Origin of the sequence: Pseudomonas sp. CHM02, from assembly GCF_000612585.1 — a bacterium.
Lineage (GTDB): Bacteria > Pseudomonadota > Gammaproteobacteria > Pseudomonadales > Pseudomonadaceae > Aquipseudomonas.
This window is the reverse complement of record NZ_JFCA01000058.1, coordinates 1-22,873: the sequence shown is the minus strand read 5'-3', so window position 1 is coordinate 22,873 and position 22,873 is coordinate 1. Positions and strand designations below refer to the sequence as shown.

Here is a 22,873-nt window from a genome sequence, read left to right as displayed (position 1 = left end):
TCACATAACTCAGCCAGAGACCCACTGATGCGGCAGCAGTAGCTCAATCTCGCTCGCCTGTTGCGTCGGCAGGCACGTCAGCACATCTTTGAGATACGCATACGGATCATGCCCATTCATGCGCGCATGATTGGATCAAGCTCATGATCGCCGCCGCCCGTTTGCCGCTGCGTAGCGATCCCGCAAACAACCAGTTCGAACGACCAAGTGCCCACGGCCGGATCTGATTCTCGACCGGATTATTGTCGATTGGCACAGCTCCGTCATCAAGGTAGCGCGTCAGCGCTACCCAGCGTTTAATGCTGTAATCCAAGGTTTGGGCCGTCGCTGATCCGTTGGGCACAAGATCGCGCTGGGTCAACATCCACTCGTGCAGTGCTTTCGCCAATGGTGCTGCTTTTTCTTGTCGTATTCGCCAGCGATCCTCGTCACTCATGTCTCGCGCTTGGCGTTCAACTTCGTACAAGCCGCCAATCGAGTGCAGCGCCTGTTCAGCCAGCTGGCTTTTATTTGCCATGTGCAGATCGAAAAACTTGCGACGGGCGTGAGCCATGCAGCCGATTTCGGTCATGCCTTTTTCGAAGCCAGCTTTGTAGCCAGCAAAGTCATCGCACACCAGCTTGCCGTTCCACGAGCCGAGGAAGTTACGCGCATGCTCACCGGCGCGGCTCGGACTGAAGTCATAGACCACAGCCTTGAGCGCCGAAAACGGTGTGGTGCAGTAAGCCCAGACATAAGCGCGGTGCGTTTTCTTCTGTCCGGGCGCAAGCATCTGCACCGGCGTCTCATCGGCGTGGACAACTTGCTGCGCCAGAACAGCTTCTCGCAAGGCATCAACCAGCGGCTGAAGCTGTACACCGGTTTGCCCAACCCATTGAGCCAGTGTGGAGCGCGGTATCGCTAAACCGGCGCGCCCAAAGATTTTCTCCTGCCTATACAGTGGCAAATGATCAGCGAACTTCGCCACCATCACATGAGCCAGCAGACCTGCAGTAGGAATGCCCTTGTCGATCACTTGGGCCGGTACCGGCGCCTGGATAAGTGTTTCGCACTGACGGCAGGCCCCTTTTCCACGTACATGTTGCTCGACGGTGAACACGCCTGGCGTGCACCGCTGACGTCCTCGCCGATGCGCTGAAGCTTGCAACCACAAGTGCACTGAGTGTTTTCTGGTTCGTGATGAATGACGGTACGTGGAAACTGCGGCGGCAGCGGTGCACGCTTTGGTTTTTGGCGCACCTCTTCTGGAGCCGGAGCCGGCTGGAGTGCCGGCAGCTCAGCGTCGATAGCCTCAAGATCAGTGTTAAGTAGATCGTCGAGCAAGCTGCCTTGCTCAGGGCTGATCTGCTCGCTGCGCTTGGCAAACCTGTGCCGCTTGAGGATCGCGATCTCGTGAGTCAGCTGTTCGATGATGGTTTGATCGCGATGGATCTTCCTGCCCATGATGTTGACCTTCGACATCAACTGCGCAGCGAGGGCGCGCAGTTGGTCGGGGGGCATTTGGTCGAATAAGTTGCTTATCGAAAGGAGGGGCCGGACGGAGTAGTTGTGAAGCTGCAGCGACGATCATGCGAGAGACACTCCAATCCACGGTTAGGCAGCTTACAAGAACTACATAACCTTCAACGGCGGCTTATTGTGCCCAAGATATTGAGGAAACCTGATTCATAACTTTAATCGAGACAGACTTTCTGAAGCCCTGGCCCACCAGCAAAAAAATTGTGTCACTGGTTTCAAAAATTTCCCGGCCAGCGTACCTAGTCGCCTAGCTAGTTTTGACCCGCTCGTTGTTCTCATATTCTTCGGTGCTGTGAATCGGCACGTTATGGGTGAACAAGACGATGGGTAACCGCCCTATGGCGGCCAACGGGTCGGCATCCACATCGAGTACATCAATAATGACCCAGGCAACCGCAGCACAGTATGCTTTGCCCGTGTCTGCGACACGTGTCTTGATGACCTTGGCTTCCGCTTCAGACGCCCCAGACAGCGGCTCGCCGTCGAGAGCCAATAGGTTAGTTTTTAGGCCGCGTATTCAAGCATATCCATGCTCAATCTGGGCCAGCACCTCCATTACCCGCTCCAAGCTCTCCTGGTCGGTCACAAAGTCTATGGCCGCCACGCCACCGAATTGATGCTTGGGCGTCGACAGCCACACAACTGCCTTGGCCTTGTCACCAAACACCTGCTCCGCCTTCTGCCACACCACGTCAACATCTTGCATTCGCCACCCCGCGCTAGTCGTCTCACGACGCATGATTACGTTCGGCCCTCTGCGATGTGGGCAGGCGCCCGCAAATGCGGATCACCAACACCGCCCTATCATGAGTAGATTGTACCTGTGAGAGCGAATCTCACCTTTTGACGGGTTGGCGAACCGCACTACGGACGCGAGATCACGGTGACCACTAATGAAGATCTGTGCCTACCCCGTGCCTTGCCAGGTTCGAGTGAGTTGCAGCACCATTTCTCCCACAGGCACGACTACAGTTTCCTGAGCCGCCCGCTGGCCAAGTGAGAACACTGTAAGTAAAAATCTGACGACTTTCCAAAAATCTAGGGCCTGAGCGGGCCAGTGCTCTGTATTGGATTGAATCGCCCCGGATAGGCAGCTTCCATGAGCTAGATGACCTCCAACGACGGTTCAGGGTGCCCAAGATCTAGAGGGAACCTGATTCAGAAGATCGATCGAGAGAGACTTCCTGAAGCCCTTGCCAACGAGCACAAAGATCGTGTCACTGGTTTCAAAGATGCCCCGGCCATCGTAGCTGGTCGCGTAGCCGGTCTTGATGCGCTCGTTGTTCTGATAATCTCCGGTGCTGTGAAGCAGCACGCTATGGCTAAACAAGACGATGGGTAACTGCCCTATTGCAGTCAACGGATCGGCATCCACATCAAGTACATCAATAATGACCCAAGCAACCGCAGCACAGTAGGCTTTACCCGTTTCTGCGACACGTGATTGGATGAGCACGCTTTCCGCTTCGGACGCCCCAGACAGAGGCTCGCCGTCGAGCGCGATGGCTTCCGCAATATGTAGTCGATGCATCAATCCTCCAATCCCTGTGGTACCTCGTGCGTATAGAGGTGTCCAAAATTCTGTTCCACGTTACCGGCCGGCTGGATGAGCACATAACAGCTGCCCGTAAACGTATGGGCGAGCAAATACCCATGCTCCCTGGTCAGTTGCATGATGGCTGAGGTCTGTATCAGACCACCCTCCAAGAAGCGCTCGCTCAAATCCCCATGGATCTCACCAGCCAGGCACGCTCCGTGAGGGAACGCCCCCCATAGAAATCCTCTGATCCTAAATTTAAAGATCAACGATGCAGCTTGAGCAAGTTCACTAGGAACCTCAATGCTGGATGTCATCAGCGTGTCCTTCGGCGCCGAGCTCACTCACGATGAGAAAGTGATGATCCCCGCTGGGAGTACGCATCAGCTGAAATCCTGACTGGGCTTTCACAAGCTCCAAAGGCGGGGTGGCAACTGTCATGCCGTCAAGGCTCGCCCCGGATTTGTCGCCATACACTATCGCAGCGTAGCGCTGACCTACCCTTGCCGCATCGTATAGGTATGCATCAATGGTCACATCCCAATCCATGGATTGTGCTCGGATGACCGCACCAGGAACCTCTTGGCTCTGATGCTCGACGGCTTCCTTCTTCGCGACACGCTTTTGGGCAAAATTGGTCATCAAATCAAAATCTCAAAGAATCGATCAAAGCCTGTCTGCTCGTTGGGATAACCCCGGGGATTGGAGACGACTCTGCAGCTGCCAAGCGCGACGTCTACAGCTTGGTGGGTATGGCCAAAGACCCACAGATCCGCTTTATCGATGAGGCTGGGCCAGTCGTTGGTGTAAGCCGCATTCAGATGCCCGTCAGGCGTCGTTCCTACAACTACAGGTGATGGGGCGTGGTGAGTGATGACAATCGTTTTGCCTTCAAAAGGCTGGGCAAGCTGCTGGGTCAGCCAGGCCTTGGCGGCGTGGTTGCGAGTGACGAGGTCATCGGGTCTGAGGCGTCGGTATCCCACGTCAGCCCGGATGTACTTGAAGTCATTCATGGATGCTCTGGCTATAGAGGCGGCAGCTACCTGGTCGCCCGTTGAGGAGAAATCCGTCCACGCTGCAGTGCCCAAGATTCGGGTGCCGTTGATGATGATGCTTTGGTTCTCGAGCAGATGGACATGGGGCTCAGCGGCATCTCGCATTTTTTGAAGAGTTCGATCGATATGGCCGTCATAGAATTCGTGGTTGCCGCTGATGTAGACGGTCGGGCAACTGAACGTTTCATTCGCCCATTTTACGCCGCGAGCTTTCTTATCGATGTCCCCGGCGAGGATCACTAGGTCTACGTCTGGATCGAGGGCCGGCGGATCAAAGCGGTGAAATTCGTTATGCAGGTCTGAGTAGATTCGTAGCTTCATCGGTCGGTCACTTTGGAATTTGCTGTGTTTCAAGGTGGTTTAAAGGTTGCACGGTGTGAGTATTTGCTCACCTGTTTGCCCACCTCGCCGGCACCGTTATGAGCTTTGCTGTTTCCGAATACGTTTGATAGTTCATGTGACCTTTAACGGCTTGTCTTGCGGGATTCCTGTCCCAAATGCCTAGTGGCGTACGCCAGAAAATCGTGGGCTCATTCCGTCCGGCGCCCACTCGCAAATAACGTATGAGCTGCCATTCCTTGTTTCGAAGACGTGGTATCCGTGGCTCTCGAACCTTCGCCGTAGCGAGGACGTCCGAACGGTCGCCCCATCTCGAAAACGCCCTCGTTGTTCCTTGTAAACCACACCTACCAAGCAGTTGATTTCGTGATCCACGCTCGCGCAGCACATGTAAGCGGTGGCCGGAAATTCAAACTGCACGTCCATAGCACGCTCGACGCTTGCGGGGATTGAGGTTGGCTTGACCTCCGCAGCGGTCTGCAAGCTGTTCAGGGATTCATAGTCTGTAGGCATGGCAATTCACTCGATCTGTCCCAGCGTGATGTCCTGTGTTGATGACCTATGTCTAATGCACTTCGAAAAAAGGCGTGATAGCACCGTTTTCGAAGTAATGGTGGGCTACTACGAACAATCCGCCCGTGTCCGCCTCCACCACCAGGTAACCATTGCGGTGAAACCGCCTTACAACTGGCGGCGTCTGAGCTGGCAGGCCTGGAGGTAAGAGGCTCACCTGGTTACAGGAGATCAACCCGGTCATCCGCGGCGGTCGATGTAGCGCGCATAGAACAAACCCGACCACATCATCCTCTGGTATGGCCACCTTCGCCTTTTAAATCACCGTAGGTAGCCTGTTGAAGGTCAGGTCTCTAATCGTCGAACCGAAGGTTTTGACCATGGATGCCGAAGGGTCTGGCAATGCTGTGTTGCTCACTGGTAGCGCCTCGCATAAATCCAGGCCTCTCGGCACGCCACGCTGCTTTGTCCGCTGTACACCGAGTCTGGAGACCGCCGCTATCGACTTCGCGCTTTGAGCTCTTCATCCAGTTCCGAGGCCACCTCTGCAGTTGATCGCCAACATCCGGACGTAACCTCGGCTGACCTGGACTCTACATCTTGCCTAGGGCTAGAGGATAAAAATCACAATCGACGGTTTAGGGCTAAATTGATATTTGGTAGAGAGATGTCGCCCTGAGCCGCTGCCCTCACCCGCCTGCCTGAACCCACGCGGCGGTAGGTCGAACCACGCGCTTGCGCTGTAACAGTACGACCACTATATACGGTAGAGTGTTACGGCACAACATGGCTACATCCTCGGTTTTGAGGAATGCCTGTGTCGATGAAGGTACCTTTAGCCGCGATCCTTCGCGCGCTGCGAGCTCACAAAGGATTGACCCAGGAGTCAATTCCCGAAGGGAGCAATCGTCAGTACCTGAGTCAGCTTGAGCACGGCAAGTCGAGCCCCACCTTGGACAAGCTGCAGGACTTGTCGGAAGCCTACGGGGCGTCTCCCCTGTTGCTGGTAGGCGCAGCTACCCTGATCCAAGAAGGCATAACTGTTGATGCGCTTGTGCAGAGATTCGCAGAACAGATCCGCGACTTGGATGCCGCCGGCGCACTCGCGGCAGCGCGGGCAGAATTGGATGACAAAGGGCTACGCGGCCGGCCGGCCGGCCGGGTGATTGATCGAGATCTGAAGGCCTCGATTCAGGAGTGCAAAGCTCAGGGCTTGAGCCAGGCGCAGACGTCTCAAAATCTAGGTGTGAACAAGATGACTGTCAGTCGATATTGGCGCGAGTCTGAATGAGCCATTCGCTTCAGTGGGTCGCTGCGCCTATCACTGGATTTAGCCAGCGTCGGCGCAGAGTGCGATTTCCTCGCTGTGTAGCAGTGTGTTGGTTGACCTGGGTGACATCCGCTACGTTGGGCGCAGCGACCACCGCGCTGTGCACCAGACCTGACTCATCATCGGTATCAATATGCGCGCTAGCACCGGGGTAGTACAGGTAAGCAGCCAATCACCTTCAAGATGCTAGGTCTCACGCCAAGACTCTACCAGGTCTTGCCCATGGGCAGCCTTCCACCCTCTTAGCGTCTTATGGTTAGTACCCTTGGTTTCTAGCACTTCGCCAGTGAGAGGGTTTCTGTAGCGCATCAATGGCCTGCCTTTCCCCGCCTTCGCTCGTTGACTGCATGGCTGAAGCGATGGATGGGGAGTGCTCGGCGATGGGTGAGATGGCGCTAGATCCTTGGACGGGGTACCGGCTTGCAGCCGCTGGAAGAAATCTGCAACGTTGAGACCCGGCGCGAAGAGGCGCGATGGATCCAGCAGGGTAAAGGCGTCATCGGTTGAAAATTGATATTTTTGCTTAAGTGCTTTGAATTCAGCAATGAACGCAGCCTCCCGGACAAAATCCTCGTTGCCTTGAATCTGCGTTAGCTCTGCTAGCTTTGCATCTATCTCGTTCTGAAGTCGAACCAGACGATCAATAGCCAATGGATCATCACCTGACATAAAAATGCGCCTTCTTGGAAACGATAGGCCCTGACAGAATCAAACTTTCCAACACCGCCCTTCTCTCAATAGCAACACTCATATAACTCACTACCAAGATTCTAACTCAGTTCTTTAGGCCTTGTTTGATGAAGCTTGCCAGTCTTTAGGGTCAGATTCGTTTTGCTCGAATACACTTTGGCCAATTCACCTTCGGGATACCGTTGCACGCTGGCCTCTATTGCCTCATATCGAGCAATCAACGCCATGGCTTGAGACGCATCATATCCATAACGCTCCAGGAGATTATTGAGCTGCTCATCAAATTCAAGGTCGAGCTTGTAGTTGGGATCAGTTCCCTCGCTCACTCTGAGCTCAGTCAACACCTTCGCTAAAATGTGCTGAGCTTGTTTGAATTTTATTAAAGTGTGCGGTCTGCTCATCATAAATTCCCAACAAGATGATTGACACTCAGAAACTTGGCGACCACAACTGAACAGACTCGGATACTCATCGAGTGACTGCACGACCAGCCCCCCCTGAAAACACCAGGGCGGGAGACCGTAATGATCATTCGGCTGCTCATGCAGTTGTCATCCGTATTCACCTGTACCCTCCTTCCATCAAGCCCCAGCGGGGATTCTGTTGTAGCACCAGTTGTTTGCGACCAACAATGGTGGCACCGCTTATCACCAAAACCGATATGGGCTAAGGGTCTCGAAGCTCACGTTCTACCTCAAGTATCAATCTGATTGATGCTTGCCAGGTACGACCAAAACTCCCACCTCTGGACAGCGATAGCTGTCCCGGCACAGGCCCACTGCGCTGCTTTCAATATATAGCATAATCGACCATAAGGGCGCGTAACGGAAGGGGTTCGGCGGGAAGCGCTCTTGCCTCGGTGAGCTTTTTTTTCCAGTAAAATCAGACGGATAGTAATTCCACCGTGGAACTGGAACTTGCTGACTTCAAGGGGCCGCCATGTTTGAATGTTCCATTGAACCCCTACGCTAGCCGATAGACCTGGCCTATCGCCTGAGCTTCTGGTGAGCTCAAGCGAGCGGATTTACATGAGCCTGCCCCTTTCATCGGTGGCGTTCATACTCGCGGCGACGCCACCACGTCGCAGTGAGACCTCTGCGAACCCGCAGCGAAAAGGAAACGCGACGGCGTCATGGAATCAGCCCGACTGGAAACACAGGGGTCGTCAGGCTGATAATGGCAGGCGCCTGTTAAGGAGGAACATTAAGTTCAGCGAACATATCTTCACGGCCGCCTCCATAGTGACCAGTCCTCCGATAGCACAGTGACTGGCTTGTTTTTTATCGTTGATAGTGCCCGATGTTTGCGCACGCATTTTTTACAGATCGACAACCGCTATTTCTTGCGTGAGCCCTTAGGGAACAGCCAATCCAGATGAGCTAAATCCCCTGCTGCGAGATTCCTGCGAGCGGAGCGTCTGAATTGCTCCATATTGTACTCAAGAAAACATTTCGACAATGCATGGAGAGCAGCCAGACTTTCAGGGAACAAGGTATCGGTGAAGTACATTGACCTCCTCACCAAATCGATCTCGTCACGAGTCAGCAACTCAAAAGTACTGCCAATCAGTAGATATGTAAGCGCAAGGTCTCGAGGAGATGCCGACTCGATACCCATATTGAGCTCCGACAAGCTAGGTGGCCTGAAGTCTTTAGAGACGACTCGATTGCGTTGTGTCCCTAGAAACCATCGGCCCAATCCACCCTTGGAGCGGTCGAACGGCCGGTATAAGAAGAAGCCCATCAAAAACTGTATGCAGTGCTTGCTAGGACGACCGTATGTAGGGAAATCAGGTGACGCATCCACCCACCCAGCGACCCTGCGCACCACTCTGCACAGCCGTTGCTCCATGGGACTCGAATCGTCCAGCGAAAAAAGCCGCTGAACGAAGTGATTACCCAAAATGTAACTCCCAGTACTAGCATGCTGGCTGAAGCCGAGCCAGGCCCTGTGGAAATGCTCCTTACTGCGAGTCGTCAATTCCTGAAGCAGGATCAGCCGCCCGTGACGCTCGCACAGGCACTTGTTTTTAAGGCGCCACTCAATGCGCAAGGAAGGAGCACGCATTGCGTCGACATCCTTCAGCAAGCACTGTGGGCAGTACTTGAGACTCGTTTCAAAGCTGCAGATATCTGGAGGGAGTGTGAAGGTTTTGACGAGCCGATGTCGATCGGACTCTGGGAACAGCTGCAAGAACGCTTCGTGCTCATAGAGCCTATCCAGATCCCCTTTTGCATGAGCTTTGGCAATGCCGGCACAGGTACTCAGAAACTCGCTGTGCACATGGGGAACGTGGGGGCTGGCGGCGTTTCGGGACAGCCAGGAAGATAGGGATTCGCCGTCAACAGGCTTCACCATGCCCGCAAATGCGCTACCTGCCCCCGGCCCTGGCGAAACCTTCGGCCGGGCTAGCACCTGACCTCGCGCCGCAGCCACCGGCACCAGGTGCGGCTTCTGCTCAACAGAGCGTTCAACATGCATCTCCCCTGGGGCTAACAAAGTTTCGACCCACGGGGAGCCATAAGCAATATCAGAGATAACATCGACCGTCCGACCCACGCTCCCCTTTGTAACAGTGTGGACTGCGTCGACGTCAATGGCTGGCAGTTCTGCACCGCTAGACCAATCTGAAACACACCTTTGGAGTTGGCTGGCTAAAACCCGCTGCACAAACTGTTGATAGCGTTCGTCGTTGGCCATGGCAGGCAGATAAAGCTGCACGGTCTGCGCCCCTCTCTCCTCCGCCGCCAGCGCAATGGGAGCGAGAAGGTTGCTGATACCGAACACGAAAACCGCTCGACGGCTGGGCGACTCAGTGAGCTGAATGAAGGTGCTCAGATTGCTCATGCGCGTATGATGCTGGCTTATGAAATAATCATGGCCGTCATCAACGATGATTGCCTGGTACGACCTCTGTGCGAGGAGAGCTTCATAAGGCTTGGAGGCAAGATCACCGTTCTGGAAGTCCCCATGCAGCAGCGGGACTCCAAGAGACCTCAGGATGTGAGTGCGTAGGTAGATATTGCCGCCCCATGGGGCTTCCCCCACCGCCAGGCAGTTCACTCCTTTTCTTTTGGCAACACGTGCCAATTCTTTCGCCACAGCAGACGCCCCCGCACGAGGCGCGCCCAGGATGAATACCAACTGGCCTTTGCCGGCCTTGCGCTCTTGATGGGTCTGGGGCTGATGGGATTTTCGGGACTCTTGGGCCTGTTTGGGACTTTGGGAATTTTGCGGATCTTGGGTGCTGCTCGCTATGACATGCTCGTCCAAAATCCGCTCGCACTCATCAAGCACTTCCCGGGTACCGGCCGAACTCAGCCAGCGGCGCCTCATGGCATTACCCCGTCCGGTGCATAAAACGCCAACGCTTCGTTGTAGCTATCCTGGAGCACCTTGAGCGTGATGCATTCCTCGCCATGCACAATGGCATAAATGGCCGCGTCAGACAGCACACGAGCAATGTCGCGCGTGAGATGACCTGCCAGGCTGGTGATCTTCGCGATCATTTCGGCCGTGTCGATCATTGACGCTTTGCGAAGTGGCAGGTATCTCATGTAACCGTTGAGGAACAACGAAAAGCTCTTGGACTCGCCATCCCAGTCCTGCATCTCAAGCCGCCCGAAGCGCGAGGGCAGTTGATCATTCTTGCGCAGGAAACTCGAGATGTCTTTGGTGCCAGCCACCATCAAATTCAGGCCGATGTCTTCGTTTGACATACCCCGTAAGAACGTGGTGTTGCCTTCCGTGGTGCGCGTAGCCGACACCAAGGCATTGGCCTCATCGAAAATCAGCATCTTCAAACCACGCTCTGCCACACGGCCCTTGATCAGCTTCAAGCCGTTCGGGTTTGCAAGCTTCTTCGCAGCGCCAGTAAAGCCGAGGAGCGATACAAAGATCTCGTGCAGGTCGGTATGGCGACCATAGGGTGATAGGTCAATGACCTCTACAGGACGGCTGTCAGGCGTGTTACAAGCCGTAGCAATGGCCTTGATCAGCGTGGACTTGCCTATCCCTGTACGACCTACCAGAGCCCGGCACACAGTGGTACCGCCCCGCTCCATTCTTATGATCCCTCGAACATCGTCAATCACACGCTTCGAGAACCCGGTCATGATGAAGAAGTTTCTGCGGCAATAATCAATGCGCTCCTCGTCTGAAAGCTGCGCGATAACGGCTGTTCTGGGCGACAAATGATCGTACATGACGCACTCCGAAACGTATGAAAGCTGATGGCCTAAGTGGCGCCTGGGACGGCGCCTCGGCCGGAGACAGTAGATTGCCTAGTCGACTGACTGTTTGGCGCTCCTAGGGGCCCAATGGCTGGTGAACGTCGACTGACCCACACCGAGATGGTGAATTGGACAGATATGCGCTCAGACGCTTTCGCACGGCGGATGCCAGCGTGATTCCCAGCGGGCACAGCGGTGCGCACGGCGATGCGAATGCCAGTGCGCCTGCCGATGCGTTTAGAGGCCCAAGAGCAACGCGTTCGGGACTACGACGCCCTAGACAGGCTCGGCTAGACTTGGTTGGCTTAGTCATAGGTCGTCCTCGCCCGGATAGGCCCCGACCACGACCGTGAAGTCGCGACGATCAGCGATGACTTGCCGCGGTGGCGCCGGCGGTTGCCTGGTCAGTAACTGGGTACCGGATTGGCGCTCGTGCTCGACAAGCTCTTTGGCCTTTGCGATTGCAGCTGCCTGTGCGTCGAACTCCTTGAGGGACTCCGTGCGCTCCAAACGTGCCGCGACCCCACGATCGCCAAGCTCCCCTTTCTTGGCCCGGTGAGCATTCTGGAGGTGAAGCTCGGTGAGCGTTTCGGGCGGAGAACCCGTGGCTCCAGCCTCGACCCATTCGCCGGCAATGAAGATGGCTACGGTTGAGAGGTTGGCATTGTCGTATTTGACCCGCAGCTTTTTCCCGACGTAGTCCCTGAGCAACGGGGTGTTGTAGAAAAAAGTGTTGACCTGCACGCCCGAAGTCGAAACCTTAGGGCGGACTTCTGGAAGAATCTCGAGGACAAACTTCATCAGGTTCTGGACGGGTGCCGGGGCGGTAGGGAAACCATCTTCATCCATGTGATCCTCCTCCCAGCGCTGGCGAGGGCTTTTGTTGTCCTCCCCACCAGGCGTGTCGTGGTACTCGCAGATGCCTAGCGTCAGTTCGCGAATGAACCTTTCTAGCGTCAACAGGGCATGCTTGGCGGGATCATAGCCTCGATCCTTGCGCGGTCGCGCCGCTGTCCCACCTGGAAGGATGTGAATCATGCCGATATTCTGCGTACCGAAAAACCGCTCACCGATCCCACCCTCCTGCTTTTCCTTGCGGTAGCGAGGGGTGATGTTCTCAAGCACGCAAGCGTTGTAGAGGTTCATGGACTTGAATTCGCGCGCGTTGTCCATCAACAGCTCCACCATGACCCCACGGTAGGGATATGGGTGGCCGGATAGTCCAAGCCGCTTCATGAATGCTTCCTTGCTTGTCACCGCGTGTTTCAGAGCGAGGGCAACACTGCCGAGGGATGGATAGCGAAAACTGACGTAGAACCCCAGGATCACCTTCGTTCTCGAACAGATAACGGTGGTAATCCACGGTCGGCCGATAGGTTTATCGGGATTTTTCTCCGACACCAGGAAGCAGTCGGCAAGAGTGTGATCCATCTGGGCTTGCTCAAGCGGTCTCAGAAACTTCCTTGTCCCAGGACGCAGATCGAAATGGTCTGAGGCATACCCCTCGTCGTGCTGCGCCCGAGCCAGGTCGCGCTTCGAATATTCATCGATGCGATCGCAGACGGTTTCGTACGCAGGCTTGGGGAGATTCTTCTCGTGGCAAGCGGCTTGCACACCTTTCCAGACGTTCCTTCTCGACGCACTCTCGCCCCTGAACCACAAGGTGAACTGCTCGACGATTACCTGCTCTACCTCTGAGGAAATCTTCTTGGTTCCGACCTTCCGGCCGCGGGCCTGGCCCAGTAACGACCGAACGCCCACCTCAGGGTTGTAGAGGCGTTTGATCTCGTGATAACGGCTTAACGACAACCCGCATTTCTCAGCCGCAGTCTTGGCATCGAATTGGCCTTCTAGTTCTTTTGTGATGGTCTCATAGCGTATCTTGGCATCATCAATCCGCTTCTGGCTGACATTGTCGGTATCGATGTCGCCAAGTGCCTTGCATTTATCGACCTGCTCCTTAAGAACAGAACTGGCTTCCTGAGCATTCACAAAATCGACGTCCGCGGCATCAACGGTGACCTTGCGACTGCTACCTAAGAGCGTGATGATCAGGTTGCCGGTTTTCTGGTCGACGCTGTCAACGACCCACAGCTGGTTTTGAAACAAACAGGCTTGAGCGTTCATGGCGCCTACCTACCCTTGCGTGTTGGAGTTGTTGGTGTTTCTGCTGTGTGTGGTGTTGATTTGGTTGGTGGCTGGGTTGTAGGTTGTGGTTTTAGTGTTTGTGGCTTGCGACCTCTTCGCTCACTTACTAACGCACGAAGGCCGACCTGAGGGTCGTACAAACGCTTCATTTGGTGATAGAGACTGAGCGATAGATCGCACATCTCAGCGGCGCCCTGAGGACTAATGCGGCCTTCGATGTCCATTGTTATAGCGAGGTAGCGCATCGAAGCATCTACTATTCGCTTATGGCTAATATCCTTTTTAATGGCACTAGCGGGATCTTGGGGAGCCAGCCTCCGCGGGCTATCATCGTGAATCGAAGGCTTGAGATTATTATTAATTAAATCGACCGTTTCTTCGACGCCCATGAAACGCACATCCATCGCATCAGCCAATAACACCTCCCCGCTATCTGGTAGTGCGATTATTAGCTTATTAGTTTTAGCGTCCACCCCGACTACTACCCAGAACTTGTTTCGGTAGCTACATATATTCGGACTCATAGTAACCCCAATTATTTAACGTTGTGATCGCTGTTGATATGAGGAGTGGCGAGTTGCCCCGTACATTCTTCCGTGGATAATTTCGAGAAACTTTCAGCGGGTACTTCAGGGGGTATTTCTGGGGTTGATTCAGATTGCCCTAGGAGGTATGTGTGTTTTAACTGAGCATTCCGAGTATTTATGGAGCTGCGGGTGGGTGGCGGGAGGTGAAGAACTCGACAAGTGTCAGCGACGTCAATGAACACCGTAAGCAGGCTAGGTTGCACCGCAGCGAGTTGGGCAAGGGCAGCCTCAATGATGAGATCAGCACTTGTGCCGCCTACGTGGCTGTTGAGGTAGCGCGGATACGGGAGTGGCTCGCTCAGGACATCGTCGCTGGTTGGCTTGGGAGATATGTCCTTTGGGGTAGCAGTTTCTGGCCTCCCGGCACTGCTCTCCGGGCTCGGTTGGATCGTCTGGTTCATACCCTTATGCCTCGATTCATGTCTGAAAGGAAGCAGCAAGAAAGCCCGGTGTGCACCGCATTGGACTCCCAGCATCGCTTTCGGGTGAGCCAACGCAACACAGGGCAATGCTAGATTCTCGTTGCCTAAACGTAGGTTTAGCACCGGGAAAACTCTCGTCAAGCTTAGGGATTCTTGTTTTTAGCTCTAATTAGAGATTTTATCATATTTATCAGTAACATGACTCCGTAAAGCTGACTTATGACACATTAATTAAAAACAAGAAAAAACGAATGTTATTTCTTGTTTTTAATCCTGCAGGAGAGAAGAACCCCGGAAATCCTGGGTTTGGGGGTGTACGGTTTTTAGTTACTACCGACACGTAGCCGCCTCCACCAACCTATAGCTTCGTTTTCAGAAACCCAGGGCTTCAACCCTATCAATGCATTAGCTCCCAATCCTCGTCCTAGATATCAAGCCTGGTTTTGTAAATCCCGAGCTTACCCTACCGTCATGCTTGTTCACGTCGTGTAAACGAGCCTCCTCGCACATCTCCCAGCAGCCAGCATTTGAATCATCCGCAGAATGGGCTAAACCTTGATGACGGCCTCACACGCCTAGCCACTCACTTTAGCTCATCGAGGGTTGCATGGCTGAACCGGCTATCCCATGCCCAATTTTTCCGCCATACCATCTCTGGGATCCGTATACGGAGTGTTTCCCTGAAAACCGTTACGCCTTGGCTTATCTGAAAGGTTTCGGTGCCGACTGCGAGCCTTTCTCTATGATTCGCCTTGGCTCCTGGTATATACGCGCCATCGCGCCTTCCTGGAATAATCCCCAGAAGGACTTTAATGTTGCGACTCATCATCTTGAGTCTATGCTCAACTGGAGCTTCCTCCAAGGCATATCTTTGCGTGATTGGACTGACGAGCAATTTATCGACTATCTCCGCTTCAGACTCCATCCACCGGCGAACTGGATCGGTGCAAAGGCCTGTCCACGCTTTGTCGAAAGTTCGTTATTGCCCTTCAGCGAATGGGAGCCAAATCAGAGATGGAGGCCGTACCAGCTCAAGCTGAAAAGCATCGAGGGCGTTACTCAGGCCAGTGTCCTGCATATGATTCGGCGAAATTATAATTGGGCCGCTGGCTTCTTCCATTTTTGCAATGCTCATTTATGGACGTGCACTCCAAAGGGCAAAAGTTTCACTGTGGGGGAAGTCGCCGCCTCGATGACTTCGGTCTTGGGTAAAGACGCCCTCAGCGATCATGAAATGCAGTGGGTTTTTAACCGTGTGGCTGAAGCTGGGCTCAAGGGGCTAAACCCACGGGAAGTCCTGATGCACATGGCTTTCGCGAGGTATACGAAGATTTCAATTAATGAGGTAACAGAGACTCCTCAAGCGCCTGGTTGTCTTGCTTACTTCGTCAAGAATGGGCTTGGCCGCTGGGAATGGCGTAGGCCTGGCTCTTCATCCCCGAGCGTGGAGCTCAGCCCGAAATTTGACCATTGTTTTGAGGATTATCTGCTTTATCTAGGCATTGACGCTTCTGAACCGCTACCTCAGCATCCTTTATTTCCGCAGCGGAGAAGACGCTCCGCAGGATTGTCCGCCTTCAGTTTGGCCAAGCATCTCGCTGGGTTCAGGACGTTCCTCGGGGATGCGGCAAACCAGAGTCCCGACCCTCTGATTTCGAGGAGCGAATTCAAATTCAGGAGGATAAATTTGACTATGATCAGGCGTAATTCGACTCTTTAACTGAATATTGATCGTCGTCTGAACCGTACGCTTGCCCTCGGGTGGTCAGGTTTTGATCGTTACCTCCATTGCCTGACATTGATCCCACTACCCTCTCCCATCACAAGAATTTGGCGATCGGCCCTTCGACATCCCTGAAATGGCGGTCAAATACGGCATCATCGACTGCCTTACCACACCATCATGGCTCAGGTGATAAGATGGCCAGCATCTCATTTGCGCGAACCAGGTATGGCACGGCCTCCACGGACTAAGGCAGCAAAAGCTCCCGCTTCTAAATCGAAAAGCCGGCAGAAACAGGTCGCAAGCCCTATCTCTACGGGTGGACGAGGTGTTGCATTCGAACATCGTGTCCAGGCAGTGCGCCTACTCGCTATGTGCCTTGGCGACCACTGTGCAGGGTTGCGTGAGGGCTTTGTCATCGAGACCCTGCTGTTCCAAGGCAGGACGTTCGGCCATAACACCGACGACCTTGTGATCCATGCTGTATCTCCTGGCTCCGGCCAGAAAGCTAGTATCAGAATGCAGATGAAGCGGTCGCCTCGGGCGATTGCTAGCAACGAAGCTTTCAAAGAGTCCTTGGGTCTCGCCTGGCTCGACTTCATATCGCCGGCATTCCAACGAGGCGTCGACGACAACCTGATCGTTTATCACGTAGCAAGCTCGTCGCACATGGAAAGCGCTGTCGAGGTTGTGAGACTTGCGCTCGGCTCACTGTCGCACGACACCTGGTACGCCCGCGTTCATGCTGAAGGGAGCAATGAACGAAACAGGGCTGCGTACGCGGCTATTAGAGCTGCTGCAGAGCACTACAACGAAGCGCCTATCGCGGACGAAGATTTGCGGCAGTTTGCGCTCCACCTCAAGTTTTTCCCCCATGATCTGGATTCAGATCGTAGCCACGACGTTGGATTGCAGAAGCAACTGATCCAGCACACGTTGCCCCATAAGGACAGTGGCGCTGTGTGGGCGAAGCTGGTCGGTATTTGTGCTGAGCTGAATGGCAGTGGCGCAGAGGTCGACCTGACCTCACTCCACTTGCACTTGCACTTGGAAGGACTAGCTCAAGATTTTCACAGGGCGCGGCTCATGCGTGAAGCCATCAAAGACCTGAGCTTGGGCACTGTAGTTGTTAGCCAAGAGCGGCAAACTCAGCTTGCCCCTCTCGCGGAATACCTAGCACCTCTTCTTTCAGGTAGCCGTCCTGCCACGAGTAGCTTTCTCGCGGATGAGCTGCCGCCAGCGAACCCGACATCAGATAACACCCTCGCCTCTCGCCAGCTCGATCGCATCAGTCAACTGCACAACGACCACCGTTACCGCGATGCGCTTGCTCAGCTGGAGGTGGTCGAAGACGGTCTTGACACATTCGATGCGCACCAACAGGCCCGATGGTATTTCCTCCGTGGGATGTGTTTCTGGCATTTGGCTGATGACGTTAAAGCCGCGGCAGACCTCGAAATGGCTGCCAGCCTTTACCAGGACGATGAGCGTATTGCGGCAGGCTTTGTCCGGGCGTGGATGCTCAAGAATGACGTACAGACTGCGATCCAGGTTGGACAGGATGCCATCGCGCGCTTCCCGGATTCGTACTCAGTCTGGGTGGCACTGACCAATGCGAGGCTCTTAAACAGAGAACAGCTGACGGCCGAAGAAATACCTGGGGCGTTCTGCGACAAGTCGGGAGCTTGGCAGATGCTGGCCAGCTCAATGGCTGGGGCCGGGGATGATGAAGGCGCGGTGGGTGCCATCCGGACGGCAATGGAGCAGTCTGACAGCTCCATTTTCATACTCGAAAATTATCTCCGGTTTGTCCTTCGATTGGCCACTGCCAACCCCTTCCACGTGAACACGCGATCGCAGCCCCAAGATCGGCGTGTGCTGATCCTCGACGCCATGTCGAAGTTCGATGACCGCGAGGGTGTGTTATGGGCTGAGCAGAGCCCCAGGACAAAAACCGAAATTGTCTTTCACCTAGCTTATGCGCATCTTTTGCTGGGTGAGCCAGCTGAAGCGTTGGGCATGATCGAAGCTGGCAGGCAGCGTGGTGTTCCCGAGGACGAATTTACGGTTAGGGTGGAGTTGGAGGCGCTCTGCGATCTCCAGCGTCACAGCGATGCTGTTGCTTGCTGCGCTGATCGTGTTGAACAGCTCTCTGATGAAGCGCGTGTGGTTTTTGGACAGGCGTGCCTGATTGCTAACAATCCGGAAATGCTTGCCGCGGCTTACAGCGCCCAGCTCAGTCAGCCTGATACGGATGTCTCTCTGCGAGCGACTCGTATGCTGAGGCATATGCACTGGGAGCTGCTGTTACGCGAAAATCAGCACGAGGCCGTGCGGAATGAGCTCGCCCATCTGGGTATCACGCCGCAAAACAGCAGTATCTGTGATGGTGTGTTTGCTGCCCGGGCGTATGCGGGCAACGAGGAGATGCGTCAGGCCTTCGGAGATCGCGTTGCTGAGCTCGCACCGCAGAGCACTGATCTACTGGATCTTTCCATGGCATCGCAATGGATGCTTCATGTGCGGCGTTACGGTGACGCCATTGCGATGCTTGAACGCCTCCTACCAAGAGACTCATTCAGTCCCCTGCATGTTGATTTACTGCACTGCTACGCGCTCAGTGGTCAAAGATCCAAAGTTCGAGGCCTATTGGAATCACTTCCGGGAGAATGGCGACACTCAGCAGACGCCCGCCAGGTGGCATTGAGTGTTTACGGCGAGGCCTGTGACTGGCCAAAAATGCGCGAGATGGCTGAGTTGCTCGTCGCTGAAAGTCCTGGTGTGGCCGCAGGCTGGTTACTGCTCATTCAAGTTTTGGCGAACGAAAGCCAAGGTAGGATGGATGAGGCTCTTGCCCGGTTACCTGCAGAACTGAGCGGCTCCGCTCAAGAACAGTTAAAGCTGGCCAACGCGGAGCTCAGTAGAGGTCTGCAGGAACGTGGCCTTGACCGTATCTACCGTGCGATGCGGTTGAATGGGGAGGATGTTGAAGCAGCAGCTGGCCACATCTCTCTCATGTTCCTAGCATCGAAGGAGATTGAGGTCGTTCATGCCCTTCCCTCTGCGGTTGAGGAAGGCACCGCTGTCGAGCTTGAAGACAGCACCGGCAGGACTGGATATGTCTCAATCGATTTCGCCTCTGAGCCGCCACTGGCACCTGCGGGTGAATTCGTTGCCGCAGACTCGTCACGGGCCGCCCAACTGCTCGGTTTGAAAGTTGGTGATACCACAACCGTCAGCAGTGTGATCGGTGAGCAGACGCTCACGGTGAAACGGATCATCACCCTCCATCGACGCCTGATCGACCTTTCCTACGAGCGCGTGTCCAATTCGGTCGTCCCGAGCAAGACAGTCGTAGCGATGAGTATTCCAACCCGGGATAACGGCGAGATCGATACGACTTTCTTCGTCGATCAGCTAGAGCAAAAAAAATCTCAGAGCCTCAATACCATCAGCCTGTACGGTCAGCATCACGCCACCATAGGCCTGCTCGCACGCCTGCTGGGTACGGACGTCATTGAACTGGTGAGGGGTTGGCCTGATGAAGGGGCACTTCTCCAAGTATCGACGGGGTTAGGCACCCACGATGTCTTTCCGAATTACACATCCCACGATCAGGCATGGCTGATTGACCTGTCTATGCTGGTGGAGCTTGCAGCCCTCGGTTTACTCGATGTCCTGGAGCTTTTCCCTCGTTTGTACGTGACAGCTGCCACCAAGCAGCTGTTGGACGTAAAGTTAGAGAAATCGGCCCACTATCGAAAGAGCGGTACGCTCTTTTCCCACGATGGCCAACTTGGCATGCAGGAGCTTACTGAAGACGCTTGGCGCAAGGATCGGGAGTATCTCGAATCGATCGAGACGGCTATCGAAGCGTTCTGCCAGGTGGTGCCGGCATATGGGCCAGCAGAGGCGTCCGAGCAGTTGCAGATGCTTGAGGACATCCTGGGCGATGAAGACCATGCAGCTCTGCTCGCTTGCCAAGAGTATGGTGCAGGGCTGTTGTCGATAGATGCGCGGTTACGCGATCTTGCCAGCATGCTGGGTATCGTTGGAGCGTCCACTCAAATGTTGCTGAGGGAGTCTCTACGGGCAGACGGACTAACGCAGGAGGAGTATTCCCGAGCCGTAATGCGACTCATCATGACCAGGCGTAGCTTTGTTTCGGTTCGGGCGGTGGATCTCATCGTCATGATGAATCAGGGTGAAGCGTTTGCAAATTTCGGCATCAATCGCCTGCGTAGCTATCTGGCTGAAGAGCACCTTGCATTCGCCACTGCAGTACCCGTGCTCGTAGATTTTGTGTGCGTAATGTTCATGCAGCACCGCTGCAACCTAGGTGTGATGCTCCAATTGATTGAGTTCTGCTTCGAGCCGTTGTTCAGACACCCTCACTGTCCAGAAGGCTTCCGCCAGCTGGCCATTGAGCAGGTCTTCTTCAAATTCCGCAGCTACAGAATCAGTCCCGCGGCTCGTCGAGCCATTGAGCAAAGCCTGCAAGCGGCTGAACAGCGAGCGGAGCGTCCATGCAAGCTGGTGAAGCTGAATGCGGAGATCACCTACGCCTTCGTAGTCCCATTCTGGTCAGAAGTAGCTCCGTCCATGTTGACTGCCACCGAGGTAAAGACCGGAAGTGAGGTACCTGCACTTGGTTCGGATGGGCAGCAAACTGAAGGGCGTGGTGCATGATCTGCCCTCGGTGCGCTGGTCGTAGATCTCACTGGTCGCCGATTTTCATCCAGCCAAAGCCGTTCCAGATTGATGTTTCAACCGGGAACGGCTCTCCAGGGTTAGATAAGGTCACATATGGTGAGTAACGGGATACTTGAGCAGCTATTTGGGCAGCTGCCCATCCTCATCCGTTTCGCTCAGGTCGTCTGGACTAATAGGCTCCAGGTTATAATTAAGGAGGACGCCAGCTTTGGAGTCTCGATAAGTAACCAGTTTGTATTTCTGCTCTACTGCAGAGGGGGCTTCGTCGGCGAACAGACAATCTATGACCGTGTAGTCCACCTGCACAACTCTGGGGTCATTTTTCATCTGATCTTCTCCCCGCTTTATTGAAGCCATGTAGCAAACCTGCTCATTGGCGTCGTGGGATTGAGAGTAGGACGTCGGCTAAGCTTGTCAAGGTGGTTCTTCATCGTTCGTCAGTGGGTAGTGATCTCAATTAAAAACGCAGCATGGAACTTTTCAAAGCTAAGGCTTAGACAATATATTGTTAATTGCTTCAATGGTATACTAAGTATACTTGATAGATTGCCCTAAATCCTCCTGCGGAATCAATGCATTACTGAGCAGTCGGCAAGCATCACAAGAATTAGTCGACTAAGTGTACTTAATTCCTATTGAGCGGTTGTATCTCTAAGGGCCTGAATGGTGTGATAGCGCTAATATTTTACGGTTGAATCATAAATTGAAAAAAACAATGAGCACGGCCAAGGGTCTGCGCTTCTTGCAGCGCCGCCTGGGGTTGATTCTTTGATGGAGGCTCAATTTTTTTGCCTGCTTTTGAAACCAGGCTGGAGAACTATGGATTGGGCAAGGCAGGTGCTTTGCTCAGCGGTCTAGAAGGTAGGTCAACGTTGTCTGCCAGGCAGATGTGCCCTACTCCAATCTTTCCTTGATAGGGGTACAACAAGAGCCCCTGATGAAAAAGTGGGGGTAGGCTACCCCCCGCCGGCTTGCAGCGAGCTGAAGCTCTAGGGCTTGGCCGGACGTGGATGCAGTGACCGGCCAGGCTTAAGTCAAAAAAAGTACTCGACTGATGCCATTCATTGAACCCAAACTGATGTCGGGTTTTCGCTTAAGGCCGAATATTCACACGTAACGGTCTTGAAGCCTTCTGGGATAGCCACCGAGCGCAGATAAGACACTTTTCTCCACTCGAACCCTGCAAACTCATCTAGGGTTGGAGCAACAAGGGCCAAGCGTTTATCGGCGTCCAGAAATACCATGGTTGTTGTGGAGCTATCGATATTCGCGCAAGGAGAGTGCGCATTAAAATCTACAGACTGAGCGATCCTGTAGATCATTTGAAGCCTCTGAATATCTTTGTCAATCCTGAAATGCGAAAATAGGGTTATGATTATAAATGCGAGCCCTGTTACAACTTGGCAGAATATAAGCATGAACCCTTTACCATGATGGTGTCCTTGCATCACCGAAAGGCCTGCCAAGACGAAGCACGCTATGCCTGAGGCGACGAAAAATAAAAACAGGAAATTGATCATGTGCAACAGAGTGCTCGCCATCAAGGTCATCGGAAAAGCACTGGCTTCCATGTGGAATATAGTGTTGATATCCACTGATGCCTTTGCCCTGGCGACGTAACCTAGGCATGCAACAAAGAAAGCCCATAACAACAAACTAGACTTCAGATTGATGAGGCGATTCATTAGGGTTACTTCAACCAAGCCCAAAAACACATAAATCGAGCCCAGCACGACGCCGCACATATAAATGGCGAATTTGTCGGGTTCTGGATCAGTACCGTTATTACATGCGATTGCGATGGCAAACATAACGCAGATCACTAGGCTCACACCGAATAAGGCACGGACTGCGGACTCTTTAGCTTTAGTTTCATCTGAAGGGTTGGTGTAGGAAATGCTCAACGCTCTCTAACCTTATTTGACTCGTGAATGATGATGGTAGCGACAGCAGGAGTGACCTCCCCCAGAAGAGACCAAGCCTTACCATCTCAAATTCCGGGATGGAGTCGGATTGATCTGGCCGGTTATATTTTGGATTAACTAAAAACCGTGTTTTACAGTAAG

The 22,873-nt window shown here is 54.0% G+C and carries 14 protein-coding genes and 3 pseudogenes; 3 read left to right on the top strand and 14 right to left on the bottom strand.

All coding sequences use genetic code 11. The features are described from left to right. Positions 1–9 precede the first annotated feature (9 nt). The 6 genes and pseudogenes from BM70_RS31575 to BM70_RS0126625 all read right to left on the bottom strand — a co-directional run bounded on the left by BM70_RS31575 (position 10) and on the right by BM70_RS0126625 (position 4,431). A pseudogene (locus tag BM70_RS31575) lies at positions 10–1,500 on the bottom strand (IS66 family transposase). A gap of 133 nt (positions 1,501–1,633) precedes the next feature. Further along, positions 1,634–2,011, bottom strand: a pseudogene (locus tag BM70_RS34050) (hypothetical protein). Positions 2,012–2,035: 24 nt separating this feature from the next. Beyond that, positions 2,036–2,224: an MbcA/ParS/Xre antitoxin family protein gene (locus BM70_RS0126645; protein ID WP_025858851.1), complete on the bottom strand. Its 189-nt coding sequence runs from the start codon at positions 2,222–2,224 to the stop codon at positions 2,036–2,038. A 420-nt stretch (positions 2,225–2,644) separates the two neighbouring features. Next, complete coding sequence (locus BM70_RS0126640; RefSeq protein WP_051556792.1) at positions 2,645–3,049, bottom strand: hypothetical protein; 405 nt, start codon at positions 3,047–3,049, stop codon at positions 2,645–2,647. A 306-nt stretch (positions 3,050–3,355) separates the two neighbouring features. Further along, complete coding sequence (locus BM70_RS0126630; RefSeq protein WP_025858848.1) at positions 3,356–3,697, bottom strand: hypothetical protein; 342 nt, start codon at positions 3,695–3,697, stop codon at positions 3,356–3,358. Further along, entirely contained in the window at positions 3,697–4,431 is a 735-nt protein-coding gene (locus tag BM70_RS0126625) for a metallophosphoesterase (RefSeq protein ID WP_025858847.1), read from the bottom strand. Before BM70_RS0126625 ends, BM70_RS0126630 begins: the two co-directional genes overlap by 1 nt. Positions 4,432–5,785: 1,354 nt before the next feature. Here BM70_RS0126625 and BM70_RS0126620 point away from each other — a divergent pair. Beyond that, complete coding sequence (locus BM70_RS0126620) at positions 5,786–6,253, top strand: helix-turn-helix domain-containing protein (protein WP_025858846.1); 468 nt, start codon at positions 5,786–5,788, stop codon at positions 6,251–6,253. Positions 6,254–6,295: 42 nt separating this feature from the next. Here BM70_RS0126620 and BM70_RS33415 read toward each other — a convergent pair. The 6 genes and pseudogenes from BM70_RS33415 to BM70_RS0126595 form a co-directional block, all read right to left on the bottom strand. Beyond that, positions 6,296–6,449: pseudogene (locus BM70_RS33415) on the bottom strand (transposase); the annotation flags it as partial. A 29-nt stretch (positions 6,450–6,478) separates the two neighbouring features. Further along, positions 6,479–6,961 carry a DNA binding protein gene (locus BM70_RS33710; protein ID WP_025858845.1) on the bottom strand — a complete coding sequence of 161 codons (483 nt, stop codon included), beginning with the start codon at positions 6,959–6,961 and terminating at the stop codon, positions 6,479–6,481. A gap of 101 nt (positions 6,962–7,062) precedes the next feature. Next, complete coding sequence (locus tag BM70_RS0126610) at positions 7,063–7,383, bottom strand: hypothetical protein (protein ID WP_025858844.1); 321 nt, start codon at positions 7,381–7,383, stop codon at positions 7,063–7,065. 934 nt (positions 7,384–8,317) lie between these two features. Next, on the bottom strand, positions 8,318–10,318 hold the full coding sequence (locus BM70_RS0126605; RefSeq protein ID WP_025858843.1) for a TniQ family protein: 2,001 nt from the start codon (positions 10,316–10,318) through the stop codon (positions 8,318–8,320). After that, positions 10,315–11,187: a TniB family NTP-binding protein gene (locus BM70_RS0126600; protein WP_025858842.1), complete on the bottom strand. Its 873-nt coding sequence runs from the start codon at positions 11,185–11,187 to the stop codon at positions 10,315–10,317. The genes BM70_RS0126605 and BM70_RS0126600 overlap by 4 nt, the downstream gene beginning before the upstream one ends. A gap of 336 nt (positions 11,188–11,523) precedes the next feature. Further along, positions 11,524–13,341 carry a Mu transposase C-terminal domain-containing protein gene (locus tag BM70_RS0126595; protein WP_025858841.1) on the bottom strand — a complete coding sequence of 606 codons (1,818 nt, stop codon included), beginning with the start codon at positions 13,339–13,341 and terminating at the stop codon, positions 11,524–11,526. 1,637 nt (positions 13,342–14,978) lie between these two features. Between BM70_RS0126595 and BM70_RS0126580 the strand changes: the two genes are divergently transcribed. Next, a complete protein-coding gene (locus tag BM70_RS0126580) occupies positions 14,979–16,091 on the top strand; it encodes a hypothetical protein (protein WP_155952205.1) in 1,113 nt (370 codons plus the stop codon). A gap of 360 nt (positions 16,092–16,451) precedes the next feature. After that, the gene (locus BM70_RS0126575; protein WP_155952204.1) at positions 16,452–20,783 is read left to right on the top strand and encodes a hypothetical protein; all 4,332 of its coding nucleotides are present in this window, start codon (positions 16,452–16,454) and stop codon (positions 20,781–20,783) included. A 144-nt stretch (positions 20,784–20,927) separates the two neighbouring features. Here BM70_RS0126575 and BM70_RS33210 read toward each other — a convergent pair whose 3' ends face one another. Both BM70_RS33210 and BM70_RS0126565 read right to left on the bottom strand, forming a co-directional pair. After that, complete coding sequence (locus BM70_RS33210; RefSeq protein ID WP_155952203.1) at positions 20,928–21,134, bottom strand: hypothetical protein; 207 nt, start codon at positions 21,132–21,134, stop codon at positions 20,928–20,930. 734 nt (positions 21,135–21,868) lie between these two features. Further along, on the bottom strand, positions 21,869–22,711 hold the full coding sequence (locus BM70_RS0126565; RefSeq protein WP_155952202.1) for a hypothetical protein: 843 nt from the start codon (positions 22,709–22,711) through the stop codon (positions 21,869–21,871). Positions 22,712–22,873 lie beyond the last annotated feature (162 nt).

Coding starts and splice junctions, on each gene's coding strand:
- BM70_RS0126595 (WP_025858841.1), bottom strand. CDS start 13,341: ATGAACGCTCAAGCCTGTTTGTTTCAAAACCAGCTGTGGGTCGTTGAC.
- BM70_RS0126620 (WP_025858846.1), top strand. CDS start 5,786: ATGAAGGTACCTTTAGCCGCGATCCTTCGCGCGCTGCGAGCTCACAAA.
- BM70_RS0126645 (WP_025858851.1), bottom strand. CDS start 2,224: ATGCAAGATGTTGACGTGGTGTGGCAGAAGGCGGAGCAGGTGTTTGGT.
- BM70_RS33710 (WP_025858845.1), bottom strand. CDS start 6,961: ATGTCAGGTGATGATCCATTGGCTATTGATCGTCTGGTTCGACTTCAG.
- BM70_RS0126600 (WP_025858842.1), bottom strand. CDS start 11,187: ATGTACGATCATTTGTCGCCCAGAACAGCCGTTATCGCGCAGCTTTCA.
- BM70_RS0126640 (WP_051556792.1), bottom strand. CDS start 3,049: ATGCATCGACTACATATTGCGGAAGCCATCGCGCTCGACGGCGAGCCT.
- BM70_RS0126605 (WP_025858843.1), bottom strand. CDS start 10,318: ATGAGGCGCCGCTGGCTGAGTTCGGCCGGTACCCGGGAAGTGCTTGAT.
- BM70_RS33210 (WP_155952203.1), bottom strand. CDS start 21,134: ATGAAAAATGACCCCAGAGTTGTGCAGGTGGACTACACGGTCATAGAT.
- BM70_RS0126610 (WP_025858844.1), bottom strand. CDS start 7,383: ATGAGCAGACCGCACACTTTAATAAAATTCAAACAAGCTCAGCACATT.
- BM70_RS0126630 (WP_025858848.1), bottom strand. CDS start 3,697: ATGACCAATTTTGCCCAAAAGCGTGTCGCGAAGAAGGAAGCCGTCGAG.
- BM70_RS0126580 (WP_155952205.1), top strand. CDS start 14,979: ATGGCTGAACCGGCTATCCCATGCCCAATTTTTCCGCCATACCATCTC.
- BM70_RS0126625 (WP_025858847.1), bottom strand. CDS start 4,431: ATGAAGCTACGAATCTACTCAGACCTGCATAACGAATTTCACCGCTTT.